Annotated in this window: 22 protein-coding genes; 11 read left to right on the top strand and 11 right to left on the bottom strand. The window is 36.7% G+C overall.

Annotation, left to right across the window (positions count from 1 at the left end; all coding sequences use genetic code 11):
• Positions 1-131 precede the first annotated feature (131 nt).
• Positions 132-821 (top strand): NUDIX hydrolase, encoded by a 690-nt coding sequence (locus RM545_RS07885; RefSeq protein ID WP_311494774.1) that lies wholly within the window; start codon positions 132-134, stop codon positions 819-821.
• A 67-nt stretch (positions 822-888) separates the two neighbouring features.
• On the opposite strand, the gene RM545_RS07880 is transcribed toward RM545_RS07885, so the two are convergent.
• The gene (locus RM545_RS07880; protein ID WP_311494773.1) at positions 889-1,470 is read right to left on the bottom strand and encodes a hypothetical protein; all 582 of its coding nucleotides are present in this window, start codon (positions 1,468-1,470) and stop codon (positions 889-891) included.
• A gap of 229 nt (positions 1,471-1,699) precedes the next feature.
• Here RM545_RS07880 and RM545_RS07875 point away from each other — a divergent pair, with 229 nt between their 5' ends.
• From RM545_RS07875 to RM545_RS07865, 3 genes are all read left to right on the top strand, one after another.
• Positions 1,700-2,578: an AraC family transcriptional regulator gene (locus RM545_RS07875; protein WP_311494772.1), complete on the top strand. Its 879-nt coding sequence runs from the start codon at positions 1,700-1,702 to the stop codon at positions 2,576-2,578.
• A 178-nt stretch (positions 2,579-2,756) separates the two neighbouring features.
• Positions 2,757-3,116 carry a hypothetical protein gene (locus tag RM545_RS07870; RefSeq protein WP_311494771.1) on the top strand — a complete coding sequence of 120 codons (360 nt, stop codon included), beginning with the start codon at positions 2,757-2,759 and terminating at the stop codon, positions 3,114-3,116.
• A gap of 652 nt (positions 3,117-3,768) precedes the next feature.
• The gene (locus tag RM545_RS07865) at positions 3,769-3,957 is read left to right on the top strand and encodes a hypothetical protein (protein WP_311494770.1); all 189 of its coding nucleotides are present in this window, start codon (positions 3,769-3,771) and stop codon (positions 3,955-3,957) included.
• Between the two features lie 61 nt (positions 3,958-4,018).
• On the opposite strand, the gene RM545_RS07860 is transcribed toward RM545_RS07865, so the two are convergent.
• Positions 4,019-5,272, bottom strand: coding sequence for a tetratricopeptide repeat protein (locus RM545_RS07860; RefSeq protein ID WP_311494769.1), 1,254 nt, complete (start codon positions 5,270-5,272; stop codon positions 4,019-4,021).
• Between the two features lie 24 nt (positions 5,273-5,296).
• Positions 5,297-7,828: a DNA gyrase subunit A gene (gene gyrA, locus RM545_RS07855; RefSeq protein ID WP_311494768.1), complete on the bottom strand. Its 2,532-nt coding sequence runs from the start codon at positions 7,826-7,828 to the stop codon at positions 5,297-5,299.
• Positions 7,829-8,075: 247 nt separating this feature from the next.
• Here gyrA and RM545_RS07850 point away from each other — a divergent pair, with 247 nt between their 5' ends.
• Complete coding sequence (locus RM545_RS07850) at positions 8,076-10,637, top strand: ATP-dependent Clp protease ATP-binding subunit (protein ID WP_311494767.1); 2,562 nt, start codon at positions 8,076-8,078, stop codon at positions 10,635-10,637.
• An 80-nt stretch (positions 10,638-10,717) separates the two neighbouring features.
• Here the strand turns inward: RM545_RS07850 and RM545_RS07845 are convergent, their stop codons facing one another.
• Positions 10,718-12,253, bottom strand: coding sequence for an NAD(P)H-hydrate dehydratase (locus tag RM545_RS07845; RefSeq protein ID WP_311494766.1), 1,536 nt, complete (start codon positions 12,251-12,253; stop codon positions 10,718-10,720).
• A gap of 202 nt (positions 12,254-12,455) precedes the next feature.
• Between RM545_RS07845 and gcvT the strand changes: the two genes are divergently transcribed.
• The 4 genes from gcvT (at position 12,456) to RM545_RS07825 (ending at position 15,547) form a co-directional block, all read left to right on the top strand.
• Positions 12,456-13,538 carry a glycine cleavage system aminomethyltransferase GcvT gene (gene gcvT / locus RM545_RS07840; protein WP_311494765.1) on the top strand — a complete coding sequence of 361 codons (1,083 nt, stop codon included), beginning with the start codon at positions 12,456-12,458 and terminating at the stop codon, positions 13,536-13,538.
• A 5-nt stretch (positions 13,539-13,543) separates the two neighbouring features.
• Positions 13,544-14,359, top strand: coding sequence for a sugar nucleotide-binding protein (locus RM545_RS07835; protein ID WP_311494764.1), 816 nt, complete (start codon positions 13,544-13,546; stop codon positions 14,357-14,359).
• Between the two features lie 87 nt (positions 14,360-14,446).
• On the top strand, positions 14,447-14,734 hold the full coding sequence (locus RM545_RS07830) for a 4a-hydroxytetrahydrobiopterin dehydratase (RefSeq protein ID WP_311494763.1): 288 nt from the start codon (positions 14,447-14,449) through the stop codon (positions 14,732-14,734).
• A gap of 93 nt (positions 14,735-14,827) precedes the next feature.
• Positions 14,828-15,547: a YebC/PmpR family DNA-binding transcriptional regulator gene (locus RM545_RS07825; protein WP_311494762.1), complete on the top strand. Its 720-nt coding sequence runs from the start codon at positions 14,828-14,830 to the stop codon at positions 15,545-15,547.
• A 160-nt stretch (positions 15,548-15,707) separates the two neighbouring features.
• Here the strand turns inward: RM545_RS07825 and RM545_RS07820 are convergent, their stop codons facing one another.
• Positions 15,708-16,904: a proline dehydrogenase family protein gene (locus RM545_RS07820; RefSeq protein WP_311494761.1), complete on the bottom strand. Its 1,197-nt coding sequence runs from the start codon at positions 16,902-16,904 to the stop codon at positions 15,708-15,710.
• A gap of 96 nt (positions 16,905-17,000) precedes the next feature.
• Here RM545_RS07820 and aroB point away from each other — a divergent pair, with 96 nt between their 5' ends.
• Together aroB and RM545_RS07810 are read left to right on the top strand one after the other, a co-directional pair.
• Positions 17,001-18,068: a 3-dehydroquinate synthase gene (gene aroB, locus RM545_RS07815; RefSeq protein WP_311494760.1), complete on the top strand. Its 1,068-nt coding sequence runs from the start codon at positions 17,001-17,003 to the stop codon at positions 18,066-18,068.
• A 77-nt stretch (positions 18,069-18,145) separates the two neighbouring features.
• Positions 18,146-18,469 carry a hypothetical protein gene (locus tag RM545_RS07810; RefSeq protein WP_311494759.1) on the top strand — a complete coding sequence of 108 codons (324 nt, stop codon included), beginning with the start codon at positions 18,146-18,148 and terminating at the stop codon, positions 18,467-18,469.
• A 79-nt stretch (positions 18,470-18,548) separates the two neighbouring features.
• Here RM545_RS07810 and RM545_RS07805 read toward each other — a convergent pair whose 3' ends face one another.
• The 6 genes from RM545_RS07805 to RM545_RS07780 form a co-directional block, all read right to left on the bottom strand.
• The gene (locus tag RM545_RS07805; protein WP_311494758.1) at positions 18,549-19,097 is read right to left on the bottom strand and encodes a type 1 glutamine amidotransferase domain-containing protein; all 549 of its coding nucleotides are present in this window, start codon (positions 19,095-19,097) and stop codon (positions 18,549-18,551) included.
• Positions 19,098-19,196: 99 nt separating this feature from the next.
• A complete protein-coding gene (locus tag RM545_RS07800; protein ID WP_311494757.1) occupies positions 19,197-20,213 on the bottom strand; it encodes a YihY/virulence factor BrkB family protein in 1,017 nt (338 codons plus the stop codon).
• The gene (locus tag RM545_RS07795; RefSeq protein WP_311494756.1) at positions 20,214-20,732 is read right to left on the bottom strand and encodes a DinB family protein; all 519 of its coding nucleotides are present in this window, start codon (positions 20,730-20,732) and stop codon (positions 20,214-20,216) included.
• Positions 20,732-23,314: a phosphoenolpyruvate carboxylase gene (locus tag RM545_RS07790; protein ID WP_311494755.1), complete on the bottom strand. Its 2,583-nt coding sequence runs from the start codon at positions 23,312-23,314 to the stop codon at positions 20,732-20,734. Before RM545_RS07790 ends, RM545_RS07795 begins: the two co-directional genes overlap by 1 nt.
• Positions 23,315-23,399: 85 nt before the next feature.
• Positions 23,400-23,879, bottom strand: coding sequence for an Lrp/AsnC family transcriptional regulator (locus RM545_RS07785; protein WP_311494754.1), 480 nt, complete (start codon positions 23,877-23,879; stop codon positions 23,400-23,402).
• A gap of 78 nt (positions 23,880-23,957) precedes the next feature.
• Positions 23,958-25,121 (bottom strand): M14 family zinc carboxypeptidase, encoded by a 1,164-nt coding sequence (locus RM545_RS07780; RefSeq protein WP_311494753.1) that lies wholly within the window; start codon positions 25,119-25,121, stop codon positions 23,958-23,960.
• Between the last annotated feature and the right edge of the window lie 209 nt (positions 25,122-25,330).

Raw genomic sequence — 25,330 nt, 5'->3', positions numbered from 1 at the left:
TTTAACTTCTGTAATTCTTCAATTATCACATTCGCAATGAAGATTTAGATTCTTCAATAATTTCTTCCATTATTTTTACATTAAGAATTAAATAGCAATCTTTGTCTTTTTCCAGTAAATAACTCATCAAAATGATCCATAGATACAACTCTGAAGACAAAGCCTTACTCGCAGTAGATTGTATAATATTCGGTTTTGATAAAGAAGAATTAAAAATCCTTCTTATTAAACGGGATTTTGAACCGCAAAAAGGAAGGTGGTCTCTAATGGGCGGTTTCTTAAAAAGAAGTGAAGACCTGGATCAGGCTGCCAATAGAATTTTACATCATTTGACGGGAATTAACAATGTCTATATGGAACAGTTATACAGTTTCAGTAAAGTAGATCGTGATCCTGTAGAAAGAACAGTATCTGTCGCTTATTATGCTTTGATTAATATCGAAGAGCACAATGAAGAATTAACTCAACAATACTCGGCGCAATGGTTCAATATTTCTGAAGCACCAGAACTTATATTTGACCACCGTCGAATGGTTCAAAGGGCAATTAGTAGATTAAGATACCGCACTTCTACAATGCCCATTGGTTTTGAACTTCTTCCGCAAAAATTTACAATGCGCCAGCTTCAAAAAATGTATGAAGCAATTTTAGGCGAAAAACTGGACAAAAGGAATTTTATTAATAAGATTAATGCTCTGGACATTCTTCATAAAACAGATGAGAAGGACATGGAATCTTCTAAAAAAGGATCTTTTTTATATATGTTCGACGAACAAAAATATAAACGAAAGGCCGCTGATGGATTTTCTTTTAAACTTTAATATGTCAAACCTTTAAAAAAAATAACCCGCTTCTCAGCGGGTTACTAAATACAAATTGATAATTGAATTAGCCTAAACTCATTACTTTACTAAAAGTATTAGTTTTTGTTTTGATGGTAATCCTATACTTTCCAGCAGGAACTTTAGAAAAATCAAATGTTTTAGCAATAATAGAATCCTTATAACTCATCGACAACATGGGCTCGCCGGAAGAATCATGTATTATTACTTCTGTAAGATTTTCTTCAGGATTAGGTAAAGAAAACCTTACCATTCTGCTATCTACCTTAAATGCTGGTTTGAAAATAACATCTAAATTCTTTTTTTCAATTGTCAGGCATTCTTTGGATTTGGTGATTTTTTTAGAGAAAATATGAAACTCATCTTCAAAATGAAGGAAGTAAATTCCTTCCGGCACCTCTTCCAGGTTTAAAGCCTTTATATAAGACCTTCCATCCATCAATCCATCCTTAAAAAGAATGACTCCGTCCCTGTCCTGTAGGGTAAGGGTTGCTCCTTTAACTGAATTTCCCACTTCCACAACTATAGATTTCTCATCTACCTTCACAGCTAAGCCTTCAGCTGCGGAAACTTGTAAACTCACACACAATAAAAGAGTTACTACTGATAATCTAATTACATTTTTCATAATTCATAATTTTAAAGGTTAATAATGTTAATTCATTGAAAATAACATATTCAAATGTACTGCGAATTATAGCTCCATAATTGTTGTAGATAGGCCAAAATATGTTCTATTTTATCGTTAATAATTATTTAATATTCATCATATGTTCAAATACCATATTTTATCACTAATTTAGTAGAGAGCATTACATTCAAATTGAATTACATTATATTCATAAAAAATGGCTTTTATGTCAAAATTATTTAAACCGGTGTACGAGAAAATAGAACCTGCCTTTGGTAGTTCCATTTCTTATAGAACCTATAATAAAGACCATCAAAACAAAAACAATAGTTTTTGGCACTATCATCCCGAAATTGAATTGGTCTACGTCAACGGAGGAACGGGAAAAAGGCAAATTGGAAGTCATATTTCTTATTACAGAAATGGAGACCTCCTGCTTATAGGGTCTAATCTTCCACACTGTGGGTTCACCGACAGCCTTACAGCACACGAAGCAGAAACTGTAATCCAGATAAAGCCAGATTTTCTGGGAGAAGTTTTCTTCAATATTCCAGAAATGAAAGGGATTAAAACACTATTGGAACATTCACAAAAGGGTATCATTTTTCACGGTGAAAATAAAAGGGGGATCGGAAAAAAAATTGAATCACTCAAAGATCTAAATGCCTTCGACCGACTTATGGGACTCCTGGAGGTATTCAAATTGTTGGAGGAAGCAAGAAATTATACGATCCTTAATGCTCATGGCTTCATTTTAGAAACAGAACTACAGGATAATAACCGGATAAATATTGTTTTCAATTTTGTGAAGGAAGAATATAAGCGCTCTATAAGTCTTAATGAAATTGCAGAAAAGGTAAGCATGACTGTTCCGGGCTTCTGCAGGTACTTTAAGAAAATTACTGGAAAAACTTTTACTCAGTTTGCAAATGAATACCGCTTGGCACATGCGGCCAAACTTTTACATGAAAAGCAAATAAGTATTACAGATGTATGTTTTGAATGTGGTTTCAACAACTTTAGTCATTTCAATAAACAGTTTAAAAAATTCACTGGTAAATCCCCTTCGGCATATAGAAACGAATTAAAATATACTGTTTCCTAAAAAAGGAAAATATTTAAAAAAAAAACCTGTTTCAGATAAAACAGCTTCTTCTAGAATATCATTATGTCCCGTCCTGAAATAGCGATACACTAAAATCGTAGTGTAATGAAAACTTCAGAAAACAGAAGGTATTCAAAATGTACCCAGAAAGATTATTTACTTTCTTTTAAACTTCAAGTTGTTCAGGAAATTAGATTTGGAGAGCTTGGAAGAACTGAAGCCTGTCATAACTATGATACAGGCTAAATCTACAGTGAGGGAGTGGCTCAGGAAATATGGTAACTTTGATTGGAAAAACCAATCAAAAATTACCGTGACAAGAACACCTGAACAGGAAATTCTTAAACTGGAAGCAAAAGTTAAGCTGCTAGAAAAGCAGAAGGCTAGAGCTGAGCACCTTGCCGAGCGCGCTGAAAAGAAAGTAATCATCTTCGATATGCCTGTGGATATGGCCGAAAAGGAATATGATATCCAAATCAGAAAAAATTACGTACCCGAGTTGTCAAATGTTTCAAAGAAACCTAAAAAGAGACGATAATCTCTTCTTGTGAATTAGTCGGGGTAAATAGACAGGTATATCACAGATCTATAAAATTTAAAAAAGATAGACAGCTAATAGCCAACCAGGTTATCGTTCTAGCGCGCTCTAAAAGGATTCTGATGCCCAGGCCGGGCATGAGAAAACTATACCCTAAGCTCAGGGCTGAACTCAGCAAAATCAATGTGGGAAGAGATAAATTATTTCGAATACTAAAGGCAAACAAGATGCTTATTATTCCTAAAAAGAGGTACCATACAACAACTGACTCACATCATAGATCCAGAAAGCATAAAAACATGGTAAATCAAATTAAATTCGAGCGGCCGGAACAAGTGTGGGTAAGTGATCTAACTTATATAGGCGACAGGAAAAATCCATTCTATCTCGCTGATCACCGATGCCTACTCCAAGAAAATAACAGGGCATGATGTCTCCAGCAATTTAGGAGTAAATGGTTCAGTACGGGCACTCGAAATGGCCTTAAAAAAGAAGCTACAAGGTTCAACCTTTGGTACACCATTCGGACAGAGGCTTACAGTATTATTCAAATGAATATCAGGGAATCTTAAATGATCATGCTATAAGCACAAGTATGACAGAAAAATAAGACCCATATGAAAACGCTATTGCTGAGCGGGTAAACGGGATATTGAAACAAGAATTTCAAATAGCTGCTTATACTACAGAACTGGCAACAAAAAAAGTTGAAGGTCAGAGATGCTATCAATCTGTACAACTCGTTAAGACCTCACCAAATAAAATGCACAAGCAAAGTGAATTGAAAAGAAAACAGTATAAATCGAAAAAGCTGAACAAGGAAACCAATGTTCAGCTTTAATTAATAAATTTAATCCTTTAAAAATCCGTATCGGTTATTCAGGACTAGACAAGGAAATATCTTATTGGCTTAAGTTTTCAAGAAGAGTATCCATTTCTTCAACTTTTTCCTCATTCCCTAATTGAGTATAGATGTTTTTGGCTGTTCTAATAGCTTCAACATTAGAAGCATCCTTCACAATAATAGCTTCAAGATATGGAACGGCCTCTTTATAAACATCGTTACGTTCTTCCTGTAACTCTTCATATCGTTTATTATCGTCCTGGCCCATCCCTAGATTGTTCATTTCTTCAATGATTTCTCTCTCTTTGCTTAATATAAGGGCAACCATATTTAATTTAGCCTCTGTCATATCAGGATCCAATTCGATAGCCTTCTCATAATAGCTCATCGCTTTTTCCTGATTGCCAAGATCAGCACTGTTTACGCCAAGGTTATAATATAAAGAAGCATTATCCGGAGCTAACTCAATAACTTCTTCCATTATTTCGTTATACTTCTCTTTATTACCCATGTTATAATACATGTTAGCCTCTGCCTGCATTAGTTCAATGTCATTAGGATTTTCACGTTTTGCATCTTCCATTGCTGCAATTGCTTCATCGTATTTCTCCTCACTGATATAGATCCTGGCGATAAGGCTGGCAATATCACCTTTTTTAGAAGGAATCTGTCTCTCTGACGGATCTGAATAATTTCCTGTTTTTATCATAAGATCCATCTGTTCCTTACTGGCCATCATTTCTTCTTCACCTGTCTCAGTATTAACAGCAATATATTCTACTCCTGAACCGTCATATCCTTCTTCTTTTAAAATGTTCAGATATTCTAAGCCCATGTCATAATCGCCTGCCTGTACTGCATTATTTGCAGCATAATATAAATGAATAGTATCTCTTTTTCCACTTAATTGGTAACTGGTGTGTAATTTTTCAGCAGCTTTGGTAAATTCCTGAGAGTTCTGATCATTAATAGCTCCCTGAACAAGGCTATTCCTCACAGCAACTAAACCGTCCTGAGCCTCTTCAACTCCCATATCTGCCGCTTTTTGAAAAGCCTGTGCTGCAGTATTTAAATCTTCAAGAGAAACATTTTCTCCGGAACCTAGATAAGCCTGACCTTTATATAGATAAAATCTTTCTGTCCATTTATCGTTAGCCTCAGAAAGCATAGGTTCTGCCTGGCTTATCGCTTGTTGTGCCTGGGAATAATTGCCATCTTCGACAGCATCTCCCGCGTCTCTTATTTCACTTTTTTGTGCGAAGGCTGTCAGAGATAAAATTGACAAACCTAAAGTCAAGATATTAGTCTTCATTGTTTTTGGTTTAATGATTTTTATTTATTCTTCACTATCGTCAGCAATAGTTGTGCCATTGCTTTCTGGATTAGTAGGTTCAGGCGTTTCAGCATCTGCCATCGCATCTAAATCATCCTCATCATGAAGAACTTTAGCTACCGCTGCAATAGAATCTTTACCTTTCAGATTTATAAGCCGGACTCCCTGGGTAGCACGTCCCATAACTCTAAGATCTGCCACACCCAACCTTATTGCAATACCAGATTTGTTAATAATCATTAGATCATCCTCGTCTGATACATTTTTAATAGCAACCAGACCTCCTGTTTTTTCAGTTACAGAAATAGTTTTAACACCTTTTCCTCCCCTGTTCGTGATCCGGTAATCCTCAAGACTGGAGCGTTTTCCATAACCATTTTCTGAAACTACCAGAATATTGGATTCCATATCGTTAACAGAAATCATTCCCACTACTTCATCTTGCTCATCAGCCAATGTAATACCTCTAACTCCGGAAGCATTTCTTCCCATTGGACGAGTTTTTCCTTCTTCAAAACGGATGGCTTTACCACTTCTTACAGCGAGCATTACCTGGCTTTCACCATTAGTTAACCTTGCTTCCAGAAGTTCGTCATCCTCTTTAATAGAAATGGCATTTATACCATTAACACGCGGCCGTGAGTATTGCTCCAGGGAAGTTTTTTTCACCTGCCCTTTCTTGGTAGCCATAATGACGTAATGCTTGTTCACATAATCCTCATCTTTAAGATCCTGTGTACATATAAAGGCTTTTACTTTATCATCTGGTTCAATATTGATAAGATTTTGAATGGCCCTTCCCTTAGAAGCTTTACTTCCTTCAGGAATTTCGTAAACCCTCATCCAGAAGCATTTCCCTTTTTGAGTAAAGAAAAGCATGTATTGATGATTTGTTCCGGAAAAAAGGTACTCCAGAAAATCTTCATTTCGGGTGGTAGAACCTTTTTGCCCTACTCCTCCTCTGTTTTGGGTTTTATACTCTGTAAGGGATGTCCTCTTTATGTATCCTGCATGAGAAATAGTAATCACTACCTGTTCATCAGGTATCATATCCTCAATACTTAGATCACCTCCTGCATATTCTATTGTTGAACGACGCTCATCACCATACTTCTCTTTTACTTCAAGAAGCTCATCTTTGATTACCTGCATTCTTCTTTCCTTTCTTGCAAGAATGTCCTTAAGATCTTCAATCGTCTTTAATATTTCATCATACTCTGCACGAAGCTTATCCTGTTCAAGACCTGTAAGTTGTCTCAAACGCATTTCTACAATAGCACGTGCCTGAATTTCAGTTAATTCAAAACGTGTCATTAATTTCTCCCTTGCTTCTTCAGCATTACCCGAAGATCTTATAAGAGCAATTACTTCATCTATATTGTCTGAAGCAATAATTAAACCTTCGAGTATATGTGCTCTGTCTTCTGCTTTCTTAAGTTCATACTCTGTTCGTCGGACCACAACTACGTGACGGTGTTCCACAAAGTGGTATATAATGTCCTTTAGGTTCAGCATTTCAGGACGTCCATTTACAAGTGCAATATTATTTACACTAAAAGAAGACTGCAGCGCAGTATGCTTAAACAATGTATTAAGGACAATATTTGGAATAGCGTCCCTCTTAAGTTGGTAAACAATACGCATTCCGTTTCTGTCAGATTCATCCCTGATCAGGCTTATACCTTCAATTTTTTTATCGTTAATAAGGTCAGCAGTTTTTTTAATCATATCTGCTTTATTGACCTGGTAAGGAATTTCCGTCACAATAATGCTCTCCCTTCCATTTACCTCTTCCAAAGTAGATTTGGCCCGTACAACTACCCGGCCACGACCTGTCTTAAAAGCTTCTCTTACACCATCATAACCGTAGATTATACCACCGGTAGGAAAATCAGGAGCCTTGATATGCTCAATTAACTCATCTATTTCTATATCGTGATTCTCAATATATGCAATGGTACCATCTATAACCTCTGCAAGGTTATGAGGGGCCATATTAGTAGCCATACCAACAGCAATACCACTGGCCCCATTAACCAGAAGGTTTGGGATTCTTGTAGGTAAAACTACAGGTTCATTAAGAGAATCATCAAAGTTTAGCTGGGTATCAACTGTTTCTTTATCGATATCTGCCAGCATATCCTCACTTATCTTGCGCATCCTGGCTTCGGTATATCTCATTGCTGCAGGACTATCACCATCTACAGACCCAAAGTTACCCTGGCCGTCTACAAGCATATAGCGCATGCTCCATTCCTGGGCCATCCTTACCATAGTATCGTAAACGGAAGAATCACCGTGTGGATGGTATTTACCTAGAACTTCCCCAACTATCCTCGCCGATTTTTTATATGCCCTGTTGGAGAGAACTCCCAGTTCATACATCCCAAACAGAACCCTTCGGTGTACTGGCTTTAAACCATCACGTACATCCGGAAGAGCACGTGACACAATGACCGACATCGAATAATCGATGTATGCCGATTTCATTTCATCTTCAATGTTGATAGGAATTAATTGTTCTCCTTCAGCCATATTAAAAAAGTTTATTTTATTTCAAAATTCTAACAGGGCAATTTACGCATTTTCCTCATGTTTTATGCCGCATTAGCCGCTTGTTTACGTATTTTTTATTAACAAATTTTTAGTGCACTTTCGTTAATAAGTTCATTATTTTGGATTTTGATTAATGGAAGTAATTTCGTCAATTAGCTTACGACTGATCTTAGGTACAGTTTTTGAATTCTAATGATTAGTAATTAATGAGAGAAAGGAAAACAACATGGATGATAATTTTTCACCAAGAGTAAAAGATGTAATTTCTTACAGCAAGGAAGAAGCATTACGACTCGGCCACGATTTTATAGGGACAGAACATCTAATGCTTGGTTTGCTGCGTGACGGTGATGGTAAAGCAATAGATATATTAAATGCACTTGATGTAGATCTTAGTCATTTAAGAAGAAAAGTAGAAATATTAAGTCCTGCCAATCCTGGTTCAGGATCAATTTCTAACGAAAAGAAAAATCTGCACTTAACAAGACAGGCAGAGCGTGCGTTAAAGACTACCTTCTTAGAAGCAAAGCTTTTTCAAAGTACGTCTATAAACACTGCACACCTGTTATTATGTATTTTAAGGAATGAAAATGATCCTACCACGAAGCTTCTAAACAGGCTTAAGATCGATTATGACGGAGTTAAGGATCAGTTTAAATACATGATTGCCAATGATGATGAGGATTTTTCTGATATTCCTTCTGCAGAATCCTTTTCTGATGAAGGTGATACAGACGATGCTACCAAGGACAATCCATTTAGTGGCGGAGGTGGTAGCGGACCTGGCAAAACTTCAAAGAAATCTAAAACCCCGGTACTAGATAACTTTGGCCGTGATTTAACCGCAATGGCTGAGGCTGACAAGCTTGATCCTGTAGTAGGAAGAGAGAAAGAGATTGAACGGGTCTCACAAATTTTAAGCAGACGTAAAAAAAATAATCCGCTTCTTATAGGAGAACCAGGTGTTGGTAAATCTGCCATAGCTGAAGGGTTGGCATTAAGAATTGTAAAAAGAAAAGTATCCCGTATTCTTTTCGATAAACGTGTGGTAACTCTAGATCTTGCAAGTCTTGTTGCGGGTACCAAGTATCGTGGGCAATTTGAGGAGCGAATGAAAGCTGTAATGAATGAGCTGGAAAAGAACGAGGATATTATTCTTTTTATAGACGAGATTCATACAATCGTTGGAGCTGGCGGCGCTACAGGTAGCCTTGATGCGAGTAATATGTTTAAACCGGCTCTTGCAAGAGGGGAAATTCAATGTATTGGAGCTACCACCCTTGATGAGTACAGACAATATATCGAAAAGGATGGAGCCCTCGAGAGAAGATTTCAGAAAGTAATTGTTGAGCCTACTACTGTAGAAGAAACAATAGAAATCCTTAACAATATTAAAAACAAATACGAAGAGCACCATAACGTGGTTTACACAGATGAGGCGATAGAAGCCTGTGTGAAACTTACAAACAGGTACATGACAGATCGTTTCCTTCCTGACAAGGCTATTGATGCTTTAGATGAAGCAGGTTCGAGAGTTCATATTATTAATATAGATGTTCCTAAGCAAATTCTTGATTTAGAACGAAGGCTTGAAGAAGTAAGGGAGAATAAAAATTCTGTCGTTAAAAAACAGAAATATGAGGAGGCTGCCAAACTTCGGGATGACGAGAAAAATCTGGAAAAAGAACTAAGCCTGGCTCAGGAAAAATGGGAAGAAGAGTCGAAGAAGCACAAAGAAACTGTTAGCGAAGATAGTGTTGCTGACGTGGTTTCAATGATGACTGGCGTTCCTGTAAATAGAATTGCGCAGACAGAAAGTAATAAACTTGTTGAACTGCCTAATAAAATTAAAGGCAAGGTTATAGGACAGGATGATGCTGTATCTAAAGTTGTAAAAGCAATTCAAAGAAACAGAGCTGGTCTTAAAGACCCTAATAAACCAATTGGCTCCTTCATTTTTCTTGGCCAGACAGGAGTTGGTAAAACACAATTGGCAAAGGTACTTGCCCGGGAATTGTTTGACAATGAAGACACTCTTATCAGGATTGATATGAGTGAATATATGGAGAAGTTTGCTGTATCAAGATTAATTGGAGCACCTCCCGGATATGTGGGATACGAAGAAGGTGGACAACTTACTGAAAAAGTGAGACGTAAGCCTTATGCGGTAATCCTTCTTGACGAGGTGGAAAAAGCACACCCTGATGTATTTAATATGTTGCTTCAGGTTCTTGATGACGGATACTTAACCGATAGTTTAGGCCGAAAAATTGATTTTAGGAATACTATCATTATAATGACCTCCAATATTGGAGCACGAAAACTGAAGGATTTTGGACAGGGTGTTGGTTTCGGAACTGCCGCAATGAAATCTCAGGTAGATCAGAACACCAGAGGAGTTATTGAAGGTGCGCTGAAAAAAGCTTTTGCTCCGGAATTCCTGAACCGTATTGATGATGTTGTAATTTTCAACTCTTTAGAAAGGGAAGATATTCATAAAATTATTGATATTGAGCTGGCCAAATTGTATGGTCGTATTGGAAGTCTTGGTTATACCTTAAAATTAACAGACAAAGCAAAAGATTTTATTGCTGAAAAAGGATTTGATAAACAATATGGTGCAAGACCTTTAAACAGGGCAATTCAGAAATACATTGAAGATGCTCTTGCTGAAGAAATTATTACGGCTCATGTAAACGAAGGAGATATTATAATGATGGATCTTGATGAAGAGAAAAATGAGCTAACGATAGACGTCGATAACACCGTAAAGGAGACTAAATCCTAATCTTAAACTTAGTTGATATTAAAAAGCCGCTTGTCAAAAAAGACAAGCGGCTTTTCTTATTTGTAGGACCAGGAAATGAGTTAATCAGCACGAGCACCATTTTCTTTTTCAGACAATAGATCAGAAAAAGCGAGCCCCATGTTTTGAGCAATATCACCAGAAATCATTCCTTCATAACCCAATTTCTCTGCGGAAATATCACCCGATTTTCCGTGAAGATAAACACCGAGTACGGCAGCTACAAGAGGTTCATATTTTTGCGAGATAAGACCGGCGATAACACCAGATAATACATCCCCGCTTCCCGCAGTAGCCATCCCTGGATTACCTGTATTATTAATATAAATATTCTCTTGCTCAAATATAAAAGTATGTGCCCCTTTTAAAACTACTATAACTTTGCGCTTTTTAATAAATTCCTGAACCTTTCTGATTTTATCAAAATCATCTGTCCACTCTCCTATTAATCTTTGCAGTTCTTTAGGATGCGGCGTTAAAACCGTATTTTCAGGTAAATGCTGCAGTAACTCATTATATTCAGATAGGATATTTAAGCCGTCGGCATCTATTACCATTGGTTTTTTCGTTTCCTTCAGTAATTCTTTAAACGTCTCTACAGTACTTTTATCACGCCCCACCCCCATTCCAAAGCATATCACATCTGCATCAAGATCTGTTTTTATATCAGTAAGCATTTCATAATTAGCGTCTGTTAATACCATTGCTTCGGGAAGAGCTGTCTGCACGATTTCATATCCGCATTTGGGAATAAAGACGGTAGAAAGACCGGCGCCGGTACGTAAAGAAGCTGTTGTAGCGAGAACAATACTACCGATTTTCCCATAGCTCCCGCCTGCCACCAATACATGGCCATAATTACCTTTATGGGAATTTTTATTCCTGGGATTATAAAGATTTTGCGCTTCCTGGCGGCCGATCAACTGAGCCGAAGGAGTTATTTTTGAAAGGAAGTCTCTGTCAAGTCCTATTTCCAGCACCTGCATATCTCCGACAAATTCCATTGTCTCAGGTAGAAAGAAAACCAGTTTTGGGGTTTGAAACGTAAGGGTAAAATTTGCCATTATTACGGCATCTCCTTCTTCGGGAATTTTATCAGAAAAAAGTCCGGAGGGCATATCAATAGCCAAAATGAAAGCTGAAGAAGCATTAAGAAAATTGACCATTTTCGCGACCCATCCTTCTAATGGCCGGTTAAGCCCAATGCCGAATATGGCATCAATAACAAAGTCTCCCCTGTTAATTTCAGGAAAATCGTCTTCTCCTTTTAAAAGTTCAGGCCAGTTATGCGAGAGATTCTTTATTTTATCATAATTAGAGAGAAAATCCGGAGATCTATTATCAGAATAGTTAACAATAAAGACTTTTACATTATAAGAATGCTCCATGAGCAACCTGGCGATTACAAGACCATCTCCGCCATTGTTACCGATGCCGCAAAAAATCTTAACCGGCAGATCTGCACCCTGAAGCCGTTTGTGGATTTCGTTAAAAACCTGTGTAGCGGCTCTTTCCATAAGATCTTCCGATGAAATATTCTGATTCTTGATGGTGATTTCGTCAGCTTCTTTAATTTGAGAGGCAGTAAGTATTTTCATAAATAGTTCAATTAAGTGGAGGTCGAAATTTGGCAATTATCGCCCTATAGCTAAAAATTAGTCTCTTTTTCAGTTTAAACTGATCTTTTTGGTTGTTATAATATATATAAAGCTAATGTATTTCTTACGCTCTTCATAAAAACACCTAATTAATATTGTATTCAAGGTGAAATCAATAAATTTGCGCAAAATTTCAGAATAAATGAAAGACGTTGCATTAATTGAGAGACATAAATCGCTTGACGCGAAAATTGTTCCTTTTGCCGGCTATAATATGCCTGTTTCCTATGAAGGTGTAAATATTGAACATCAAAATGTAAGGGAAAAACTTGGTGTCTTTGATGTGTCTCATATGGGCGAGTTCCTGATTTCAGGAGAAAATGCGTTGGAGCTTATTCAAAAAGTTACTTCTAACGATGCTTCTAAACTTGTAGATGGAAAAGCGCAATACACTTGTATGCCAAATGAAAATGGCGGTATTGTTGACGATCTTATTATCTACAGAATGAATTCCGAAAAATATTTACTGGTGGTAAATGCTTCTAATATTGAAAAGGATTGGAACTGGATCTCAGAGCACAATACCATGGATGCTACGATGAAAGATATTTCTGATGGTATGTCCCTGCTCGCTATTCAGGGTCCAAAAGCTGCGGAAGCGATGCAACCTTTAACTGAAGTTGATCTTAGCAATATGAAGTTTTACACTTTTCAGCTGGCTGATTTTGCCGGAGTTGAAAAAGTAATAATTTCGGCCACAGGGTATACTGGTAGTGGTGGTTTTGAGATTTACATCAAAAATGAAGATGTAGAGCGTGTCTGGGACCGGATAATGGAAGCCGGAGCAGATTACGGAATAAAGCCAATAGGCCTGGCAGCCCGTGATACTTTAAGACTGGAAATGGGATACTGCCTCTACGGAAATGATATTGACGAGACGACCTCTCCTATTGAAGCAGGACTTGGATGGATAACAAAATTCAGCAAAGATTTTGTCAATTCTGAAGCACTTAAGAACGAAAAAGAAGAAGGGCCAAAGAGAAAACTTATTGCTTTTGAACTGGATGAGCGTGGTATCCCACGGCAGGGATATGATATTGTAGATAATAATGGCACTGTTATTGGCGAAGTCACTTCGGGCACTATGTCACCATCTTTAGAGAAAGGAATTGGTTTAGGATACATACCTGCTGAAGTTGCTGAGATTGGAGCTAAACTCCACATCAGGATTCGCAAAAAAGAAGTTCCTGCCACTCAGGTGAAATTGCCCTTTTATAAAGGATAATTTTTTTGGAAAAAATCTTAATATTAGGAGCTAGTGGTTTTATCGGGAATTCCCTGTATAAGGAGTTACGCTCCTTTTTCGATACTTACGGAACATTTCATTCAGAAAGTAGCACGTTAAGCAAAAACAAGCAGTTTTTTCAGTATGACCTGGAAACAGAAAATGTTTCTATTTTACTGGAGAATCTGCAACCTACAATAATAATTTCGGCGGTTCGTGGAAATTTTGACGCACAGATTGCTGCTCATTTTTACATGATGGAATATGTGATGCGAAGTGATTGCAAACTCATATTTCTTTCTTCAGCAAATGTATTTGATGCATTCACCAATTATCCATCTTACGAATATGATAAAACATTATCGCAGAGCATTTATGGCCGGTTTAAAATAAAAATTGAGAATGCACTACTCCGTTTGCCAAACGAAAAATACAATATCCTGCGATTACCGATGGTTTTTGGATATAATTCCCCCAGAGTTAGAGAAATTAAAACACTTATTGATCTTGGCGAGGCAATAGAAGTCTTTCCAAATGTGGTAGTAAACGTAACCGAAATAAGAAAGGTTACCCAACAAATCCATTACATCATCAATAGAAAAAGGGAAGGCGTTTTTCACTTGGGCACCACAGACCTTGTCCATCAACGCGATTTTATAAAAGATTTATGTGAGTTACTAGGCATGGAAAACCCTCTTTTCAAGAATGTTTACGACTCCAACTTCGACCGTTTTCTTGCCGTGCTTCCCAAGGATAATTTACTGCCGGGAAATCTTCAGATTTCAGTACAGGACGTATTACAGGGCTGTAAAGAACTGTAGCTGAAATTTTTTTCTAAACTGATTTTTATTTCCTTTAATATTTTCAGTTTAGTTCCTTACCTTAAACTTACTCTAAAATAACTAATCATGGAAAAATTAAGTGAAGATCAAATCGATAAAAAACTGGCAAAACTTGATGGCTGGAAGTATTCTAAAAATGCCATTCACACCTCTTTTCAGTTCGAAAATTTTAAAGATGCTTTTACCGTTATGACGCGGATTGCTTTTGAAGCTGAAGCGCAACAGCACCACCCAAATTGGGGAAATGTCTACAATGAACTTGAAATTTCCCTTTCCACACATGATGCTGATGGTGTAACCGAAAAAGATTTTAAACTTGCACAGGCAATTGAAGAAATAATTGAAGCAGGCTAAAACCAAGTAAAATAAAATCGTAAAGGAAGCTTCTGATTTTTAAAACCGATTAGAAGCTTTTTTATATTTTTGCCCGGACTTTATTTTTATACCATGGGAAGAGCATTTGAATTTAGAAAAGCAAGAAAAATGAAACGTTGGTCAGCAATGGCCAAAGCATTTACCCGTATAGGGAAAGATATCGTGATGGCAGTTAAGGAAGGCGGGCCAGATCCCGATACTAACTCCAAACTAAGGGCGGTTATCCAGAACGCTAAAAGTGTAAACATGCCCAAGGACAATATCGAGCGTGCGATAAAACGTGCTTCAGATAAAAGCCAGGGAGATTATAAAATTGTGCTTTTTGAAGGCTATGCACCGCACGGCATTGCAATTCTAGTGGAAACTGCCACAGATAATAACAATAGAACGGTTGCCAATGTGCGATCTCACTTTAACAAATGCGACGGAAATTTAGGAACTTCCGGCTCTGTGGAATTCATGTTTGATCATACCTGTAACTTCAGAATTAACGCTGAAGGTCTTGATGCAGAAGAAATGGAGCTTGAACTAATAGATTTTGGCGCAGAAGAAGTTTTTGAAGACGAGGATGGTATTCATATTTATGCGCCATTTGAATATTTTGGGAGTATCCAGAAGGAACTGGAAAACAGGAATATTGAGATAATTTCTTCAGGATTTGAAAGGATTCCGCAGGTAACGAAAGAATTACCTCCGGAACAGGCCGAAGATGTCGAAAAGTTACTGGAAAGACTTGAGGAAGATGATGATGTGCAAAACGTATATCACACGATGGAAGAATCAGAATCTTAAGAGCCAAATTCATTTATAAAAAATCAGAAAATCAGAATTTTAACCCAGAGCACTGGATTAAAATTCTGATTTTTTTATGCATCTTTTTCAGAAATAGACAAAGGTCGAAAACTGTCAAATTACGAGTACCCCTTGATGGAATGCTTCTTTTAAACTGAAGTTATTCCCGATGTGCTTTATTAGGCTCTCCTTTTCTGCGTTTTCTCTCTTCCATTAGCAACGACAATTCCCTACCGGTTTGTCCTTTTACAGACGTGTTTTCCTGTGCTCTTCTTAGTAAATAAGGCACGACATCCCTTACCGGACCAAAAGGAACCAGCTTAGCAGCATTATAGCCCCTTCTGGAAAGATTGTAACTTATATGGTCACTCATTCCAAAAAGTTGACTAAACCAGATTCTTGGATCATCTATAGCAATATTTTTATCTTCCAGAATTTGTAAAGCGAGATAATTGCTTACTTCATTATGAGTTCCTATAAATAAAGAAATGTCGTCGAGATTGTTGAGGCAATAAGACATTACACTATTAAAATTAACGTCTGTAGCCTCTTTACTCTCACAAATTGGAGTGTGATATCCTAATTTCTTCGCCCGGTTGTTTTCTTTTTCCATGTAGGCACCACGTACAATTTTGGCCCCTATTTTAAATCCGTCCTTTTTAGCTTTTTCATGTAGATCCTTGAGGTAATCCATTCTATCCCAGCGATAACATTGTATTGTATTAAAAATCAGCGCTTTTTCTTTATTATACTTACGCATCATTTCTTCCATAAGGTCATCTGCGGCATCCTGCATCCAGCTTTCCTCACCATCTGCATAAAGTCGCACATTATGATCATGAGCTGTTTTGCAAAGTTTATCCACACGCTCTTTTATCCTCTCCCACTCTTTTTTCTCTTCTTCACTAAGGCTTACCTTTTCGGTCACCTTTTCCCAGATCGCAAAACGCCCTATTCCTGTAGGTTTAAAAACCGAAAAAGGCAATTCTGCCTTTTTGTCTGCAAATTTAATTAGAGAAAGTTTTTTATCCAGGGCCGCATCAAACTGCTCTTCGGTTTCTTTACCTTCAACAGAATAGTCCAGGATACTATGTAATTTCTCCTCATGCATTTCGTTGATTACATCTTTACAGTCTTCCTTTGTAATACCTCCGCAAAATTGTTCGAAAATTGTCTTTTTAATCATTCCTTCCACCGGAAGATGAAGTTTAAGAGAAAATTTAGTGAGAAAAGTACCGGCTTGCACCAGCTTTTGCCTGTTCATCATGCTAAATAAGAATATAGCACGATCTAATTCCATATCAGACTTGAGCTTAAAAGCGGTTGAAGTGTTGTTAAAAATTTTTTTTCTTATCATTAGGTACCTGTTATTGGACAAATATAAATATTGAAGATTGATTTCATTAAATAATAATTCTCCTTATTTTCGAAACCGGTAAAAACAGCATAAACTATGGCGAATCCGGCAAATAAAGGGATTGTTTATTACAGCGCAGAGGCTTACAACCAAATTAATGATTACTTAAATAGCAATAAGCCTTCCAAAGTCTTTATTCTTGTAGATGAAAACACTCATGAGCTTTGTTTATCAAAATTTTTGGCGAAATTAAAAGATGCTTCAGATTTTGAAATAATAGAAATTCCCGCAGGTGAAGAAAATAAAAATCTTGAGACCTGTAGCGGAGTATGGAGCGCCCTTTCAGAATTGGGAGCGGATAGAAAAAGCCTGTTGATTAACGTAGGTGGCGGTGTAGTAACTGATCTTGGTGGATTTGTAGCTTCTACCTTTAAAAGAGGAATTGAATATATAAATGTACCTACCAGTCTTCTCTCTATGGTAGATGCATCGGTTGGAGGAAAAACAGGTGTAGATCTCGGAAATCTTAAAAATCAGATAGGTGTCATTAATTATCCGGAAATGGTAATTATTGACAGTGAGTATCTGAATACCCTGCCAAAAAATGAAATGAGAAGTGGACTGGCAGAAATTTTAAAACATGGGCTTATAAAAAGTGAGGATTATTGGCATAGGGTGTCAAATTTGGCAAATCTCGAACTTCAGGATCTGGATGCGATAATAAAAGAATCTGTAGACATCAAAACTGAAGTTGTCACTAAAGATCCATTTGAAAAAAATATTCGAAAGACTTTAAACTATGGTCATACCCTTGGACACGCTATAGAATCCTACTTTTTAACCCATGAATCCAAAACAACATTACTTCACGGAGAAGCTGTTGCCGCCGGTATGGTACTCGCTACTTTTATTTCTAAAAAATTAAAAAATTTTCCTGAACAAAAATTAGAACAGATATCTTCAAAAATTTTTGATATTTACGGCAGAATTGAAGTGGATCAAAATGATATTGCCAGCATTATTGATTTGATGAAGTTTGATAAAAAGAACGAAAGAGGTAACGTAAATTTTGTTCTCCTGAAAGACATAGGTGAACCGGAAATAGATTGCCTGGTTGCGAATGATATTATATATGAAGCTTTCGATTTTTACCAAGAAGCTTGAATTTTACATATAAAGCATTACATTTAAAATAAAAGACTAACTAATAACTACAAAAAATTGTTTAAACCGTTTTATCTATGAAGAGGATAATTGTAGACTACAAAAAATTAACTCCTGAAATACTTGGCCTTTTAGTGGAAAAATATCCTGATGGTTACGATGATGACCAGGTGATATCTTTTAAAAACGCTAAAAATGAAACTGTAGATGCTGTTGAAGTGAGAACAGAGGATACTATTTACCTGGTAAAAGTAAGTACAAGACTGGAAAACACGATGGCCAGTTTTGATGAAGATGATTATGATGATTCCGATTTCAATGAACCCATTGTCGAGATCCCGGAAAAAGAAGAAGAGGATGCTAATGAAGATGATGAAGATGATGACGACAGAGGTAAATAGCTCATTAGCAGATAGTGAATGATATCAAAAAAGGAACGCAATTGCGCTCCTTTTTTGTCTAAATAATAATATTAGAGATTTAGGCATGCTGCAATTCATGCTTACCTTCTTTGATTTCCTCAATTACCTTTGCATTAAATGCAGGTAAGTCATCAGGATTTCTACTTGTAACCAGAGCTTCGTCCACAACTACTTCTTTATCTACCCAAAGAGCTCCTGCATTCTCCAGATCCTTCTTAATAGAATGGAAAGAAGTCATTGTTCTGCCTTCTACCACTTCTGCACTAATAAGCGTCCATGGCGCATGGCAGATAGCCGCTACCGGCTTGCTCTGCTTAAAGAAATCCCGTACGAAAACAAGAACATCCTCATTTCTTCTTAATTTATCGGGATTAATAACACCTCCCGGAAGTACAAGTGCATGATAATCTTTTGCAGAAACTTCGTCTACCCTATAATTTACTTCAATTTCACCAGACCAATTACCGTCAGCCCAGCCTTTAATTTTTCCTTTTTCAAGGCTTACGATATCAACTTGAAAACCCTCTTTCTTCATTGCTTCCAGTGGAGATTCAAGTTCACTCTTTTCGTATCCGTTTGTTGCTAAAATAGCTATTCTCTTTTTCATAATTCTTCTTCATTTTTAATTCGATACAAAGATAACAAGAGACTACGCAAGTTTATATTAAGGTCTTTATAAAACTATCGCATGAGCGTTAAACCTTTATTAAGTTTTCTTTTTCTTCTTATCGGTCTTTTCTTTCTCTTCTCTTCTATAGTCAAGATTCGACTTTAAAGTATCAACAATGGCTTTCTCTTCTTTAAGCTGAAGACGTTTTGCTTCCAATTTCTCCATTTCCTGATAAATGGCAGGCTCTCCAAACCTATTTGGCTCCACCCTTTCTTTCTTATGAAGAGCATATTGTACCGTGAATTCAACTCCAAAAAATAAGATCAGACAGGTATAGTACACCCATAGAAGAATAAGTACTACAGAAGATGCCCCACCATAAACAGAAGCAGGGTTGCTTTGTCCAAAGTAGAAACCTATTAAAAACTCTCCTATAATAAAAAGAGTTGCAGTTAAAGCTGCACCATATAGGGTGGTTCTCCATTTTATATGTATATCTGGTAAAAGTTTAAAAATAGCCGCAAAAAGAAAAGTTATAAATAAAAACGATATACAAAAATTTGCTGCTCCCACCATAAAGCCGGTAATATTGGGTAGATATAGGTGGATCTGGTCCTTTACAATAGTCAGTAGTGCCGAAATGAGCAGCGATACCAGCATTAAAAGTCCGATGACTAAAATCATCCCCAGGGAAATCGCTCTATCAAGTAATAATTTGACGAAATTTGCCTTTTTAGCTGCAACATTCCAGATGTTGTTCATGGCCATTTTAAGCTGAAAAAACATTCCCGTAGCACCAAAAAGAAGAACTCCAATACCGAAAATAATAGCCAGGGTTGATCCTTCAGTCAAAGCTGCATTAGAAACCATACTCTCTATGGCTTCTGCAGGGTCTTCACCTACAAAAGCAGATATTTCATTTGTAATTTTCCCCTGAACAAATTCTCTTCCAAAAAAATACCCTACTACTGTAACGACAATAATTATCAAAGACGGGAGAGAAAACAAAGCATAGTACGCTATGGTAGCAGCACGCGCATAAGGTTCGTTTCTGTTCCAGCTGGCGAAAGCATCTTTTAGAAGCTTCCAGAATGTCTTTAATAATTTTAGCATTTACAAATATTTTTCCCTCAAAATTTTTATATGGTGCCTGGTATGACCTACAATAATAAAACCTATCGCCCTTACACTTGCCGGGGCATTATTCATATTTCCTTTTCGCATAAGCACAGGTTCAGAAAAGCTGTTATACAAAGCTATGCTCGAGCTTCTGACAATTTTTGCTTCTTCCCGCAAACTATCGGGACTTCGATTACCTGCTTCAGATTTAAAAACATAGTCCTCATGATCAAAACCAGGCAGAGAAGTTTTATCTCCTCTTGCAATACATAACGCCCTATATTGAAAAACCCGCTCTACATCTATTAGATGCTGAAGCACTTCAGCTACACTCCATTTTTCCGGTGCATATCTGTATGAAAATTTATCAGGAGAAATCGTTCTCGTGATATCTTTCAGATTTTCAATATTGCTCTTAAATAGCATCCCCAAAGATGCTTCTCTGGGGATGTTATTTATATAATCCTGATAAAATGCAGGATATTCTTCAGATGATAATCTATCTACTTCCATTAAGCAGAATTCCTGCTTGCATTGATATTTCCATACAAGGAACGGGTAACCATCTTTTCGTAGATCTCAAGCAAGGCAGCTTTATCTTCGCTATCCTGTAACTCCTGCACTTTCCTAAGTGCATGTTGCTGAATAGTTAGCAAGGGCAGAACAATTTTTTCCCTGGCTTCAATAGACGCACGACCTGCTGGTTCATTTTCCATGAGCCTCTCATATCCTGTGACCCTAAGAATCATACTTTTACTGCGTTCAAACTCAGCATGTATAAGCTTCCAGAATTCACCAAATTCTTTGTCATCCTGCATATAAGAAGTTAACTGGAAGAAAGACTTCGTAAGACTCATCATACTGTTTTCCAGAAGCGTCCTGAAAAAGATCGAATTATTATAAAGCTGAATCACCTTATCCAGGTTTCCTTCTTTCTCATAATTTTCTATCGCAGTTCCAACTCCAAAGAAGCCGGGAACATTCTGCTTCAACTGGCTCCAGCTTCCAACAAAAGGAATAGCACGAAGATCCTTTAAATTTAGTTGTGCAGATTTATTTCTTTTTGAAGGACGACTACCAATATTTGTCTTTGCATAATACTTAAGCGTACTCATTTTTTCCAGGTAAGGAATAAATTTTTCGTGCTGCTTAAAATTAGTATAGGTTTTATAACTCATTTCTGCCAGGCTATTCATTGTTTCCCTGTCTTCGTCAGAAAGAGTGTTACTTCCTTTACTAAAAATTTCGTTAGACACACCAGAACTTAATAATTGCTCCAGGTTATATCGGCATGAATCCTTTGTTCCAAAATTAGAACTAATTGTTTGTCCCTGAACGGTTAACTGAATTTCCTCATTTTCAATACCAGATCCTAGTGAAGCATAAAACTGATGTGTTTTTCCTCCCCCTCTGGCAGGTGGTCCACCTCTACCATCAAAGAATATTACTTTAATTCCATATTCCCTGGATACCTCTGTAAGCATTTCTTTTGCTTTATAAATACTCCAGTTCGCCATAAGGTAACCGCCATCTTTTGTTCCATCACTAAAGCCTAACATGATAGTCTGCTTATTGTCCCGCCTCTTCAAATGTTCACTGTAAACGGGATCTTTGTATAAGACTTCCATTGTTTTATGTGCAGATTGAAGGTCTGGAACAGTCTCAAATAAAGGAATAACGTCCACACTCGGCTTTTCCCATCCACAAGCTTTAAGAAAAGCAAAAGGTGTAAGTACTCCTTGAACAGATCCACAGTTACTTATAATGTAGCGGTTAGCTCCATGCTCTCCATTTGTTTTCTGAATCTCCTGCATAGCATAAACCGACGATATTGTTGATTTTGTAATGCCCTCTTCAAAGTCTTCAGGATTCAGCTTCCCATTTGTATTTTTAAGAATATCGATCTGTTCTTCATCTGAAAGTTCACTAAAGTTCTCAGGGAAAAGAGAAGCACCTTTTTCACCGGTAACTTTTATAATTTCATTTAAAACCTCCTCATGTACAGTTGCGTCCTGCCGTATATCCAAAGTCGCAAAATGGTAGCCAAACAGTTTTACTTTGTTTAAAAGATCGTCTACTTCATCAAGAAATAAAGAATTATGCCTTTCAATTATTATATCCTTTATCTTCTGCAACTTAGACTTGAACTCTTCAACAGATAATTTAAGATCGTCCTCTCTTGAAACAGCGCCTTTATAAAGCGCAGATTCTAGATCAGACATTATTTGATCTACTTCTTCAAAAGTAACTCGTCGTTTTAATTTCCTTACATCTCTATAATAATTAAGAAGAATGGTTCTTTTTAAGCGTCTGGCTACTTTTAGCGTGATTTCGGTAGTAACGAAAGGATTTCCGTCACGATCACCTCCCGGCCAGAAGCCAAGATTGATTATCTGATTCCCTACATCTTCACCTTCAAATATGTTCTGCTGGATATAGTTGTATATTTTACTTGTACTTTGGTAGAAGACATTTTCAAAATACCAAATAAGGCTTACAGCCTCATCATAAGGAGTTGGCTTTTCTTTCTTAAAAAATGGGGTTTTCCCAAGTTGAGCAAGTAAATTTTTAATGCCTATTACGTCATTTTGCTGAACAGCTTTATCGAGATCGGTAATAATTCCTAAAACTGCTCCCGGATAAAATTGTGTAGGATGGGCAGTTAAAGTGGGACGGACTTTAAATCTCTTTAGATAGTCCCGAAGCTCCGCAGTTTTATTCTTTGCCTCAGCCTCTTCCTTTACGTTCCTAAGCGTTCCCCGACCGTCCATGTTATTTACGATTGGGAAGGAAGCATCTTCAATAGCATCAAACAATACTACCTGTCTTTCTATAAATTGAATAAAACGGAACAACAGGTTATTCTTTTCTTCTTCAGAAGGATTTTCATGATACTTTTGAAAAAAGCTTTCGACTATTTCTGAAGGATTTTGATTCTTTTTAAAACCTTCTTCACATATATCCTGAAACAAAGGCAGCAAAGCCCCGGTTTTACTAATATCGTTAAAAGGTAAGGTTAGAAAAATACTGTTGTACACCTGATATTTCGCAAGTACACTTTCATTAAATCTTTCTAATTTCGGTTCTCTGTGCATAGTTATTTTTGGTTTGACTTAAAGTTATTAAAAAACCCTTTAAACAAGGTAGCCTAAAGGGTTTTTATAAAAAGTTTAGGATACTTTACATTTCCTGAAAAATGGAATGCATTAAACGCTTTTTATCGTTAATACTTTCCTCTAAAGAAATCATAGTTTCTGTTCTGTATACTCCTTCAATATCATCTAATTGAAAGATAATGTCTTTGGCATGCTGAGTATTCCTTGCTCTTATTTTACAAAATACATTAAATTTACCAGTTGTCACGTGTGCAACGGTAATAAAAGGTATTTCATTTATACGCTCAAGGACAAATTTTGTCTGTGAAGTATTTTTTAGAAATACCCCAACATAAGCGATAAAGGCATATCCTAATTTTTTGTAGTCAAGAGTAAGGGAGGAACCTATAATTATTCCTGCTTCCTCCATTTTCTTTACTCTTACATGAACTGTCCCGGCCGATATTAAGAGCTTCTTTGCAACATCGGTAAAAGGAGTTCTCGTATTCTCAATGAGCATATCGAGAATTTGATGATCTGTTTCGTCTAATTTAAACTTGGCCATTTTTTCTAAACTTCTATTTATATGAAATTCAAAAATAATACAAAATCATTGAATTATTGACAAACATTTGAAGAATTCCTAAGGTTTAAGATTAAATTTCTTTCCATTTAAGAATATCTCTTCAACTAAAACGTTTTCGCTTAGTGGCTTCTCCCCATCTATAGTTAATTCCCCTCCTTTGCAATCCAGTTCTTTAAGTCCGAAATTTTTAATTTCCTGCTTAATACCTTCAATATGAATATCAAATTTGATACTTCCCCCATCCAATTTCTCCTTAAACTGAATAGAAACATCTGTTTTTTTCTTATTAACCCTACAGTTTCTCAGCACAACATCATTAAATAACTTCTGGTTTTCCGGGATTTTTTCATATTTCTCAAAAGAAATAGATTTATATTCCCCGGTTGCTATTGTATGCAAAGTCGAAATTAAAGCTGCAAATACATATTTCCTGGTAACTTCACGATTATAATCATTAGGATAGTGGCCTGCTTCAAATAAAATTGTTGGTACTTCTTTGTTTTGAAAAGTATCTCCTGTACAATTAAGGTTAAAACCGTCATCATAGCGGCCTATCTGCCCCGGCAACATTTTACCGAGATCCTCAGCAATGGCTGAGATCACCCTCATGCTTTCCTTGCGACTTTCGGTTATTTTGCGTTCCTCGTCCATAGAGGGAGCAAGAAAAGAAAGTGTAGCTGACATTGGTAGTGCTCCGGCAGTAAAAATGGTTCTTTGATCATGGAGGTTAAGGCAGAAATGCGGAGAAAATTCATCAAACTGACTTCTTAAAATTCGGCTCTCTACTTCCTGCAGATTCTGTGCGTCTCTGTTTAAATCAACATTATTAGCATTTACACGAGTATAAGCCCGTGCGCCATCAGGATTAAGCATTGGGATAATCCATATTTCACAACTTTCAAGAATATTGTCTACTACCGGAAAATCACTCTGCCGGGAAAAAGCATTTAACAGGTCAAAAATAGCTTTAGTCGTGGTAGATTCATTTCCATGCATCTGGGACCAGGTCAATATTCTCAATTTTCCCTTTCCGATTTTTATTACAGAAATAGATTCGCCTAGAGTAGATTCTCCAATTTCTTTAATCGTGAAAGTTGCAGGTAGCTTCTTCAGCTCCGGAGCAATATGATCCAAAGTGAGATATCTTCCGTGAATATTTTGATTTTTTAAAGCAGTATAATTCTGCATTAACTTTTGTAAACGTTGTGGATAATTCTTCATGTTCACAAAAGTAAATATTCTATAATTTACAATTGTGAACAACAAAAATTTACAATTGTATTTACAATTGTGAACAACTCTTCATCTTCTCATTACACCCTTATTGGAAATAATCCTACAAAGCTTATTTTGTATAATAATGTATTGTATTTTAGATACTTAGTCGATGTTAATTAAAGTATTTGTTATATATTAAGAAAAATATTTAC

Source organism: Autumnicola lenta, from assembly GCF_031846515.1.
GTDB lineage: Bacteria > Bacteroidota > Bacteroidia > Flavobacteriales > Flavobacteriaceae > Autumnicola > Autumnicola lenta.
Note: the sequence above shows the minus strand (reverse complement) of the source record. Positions and strands in the feature narration are given on the sequence as shown.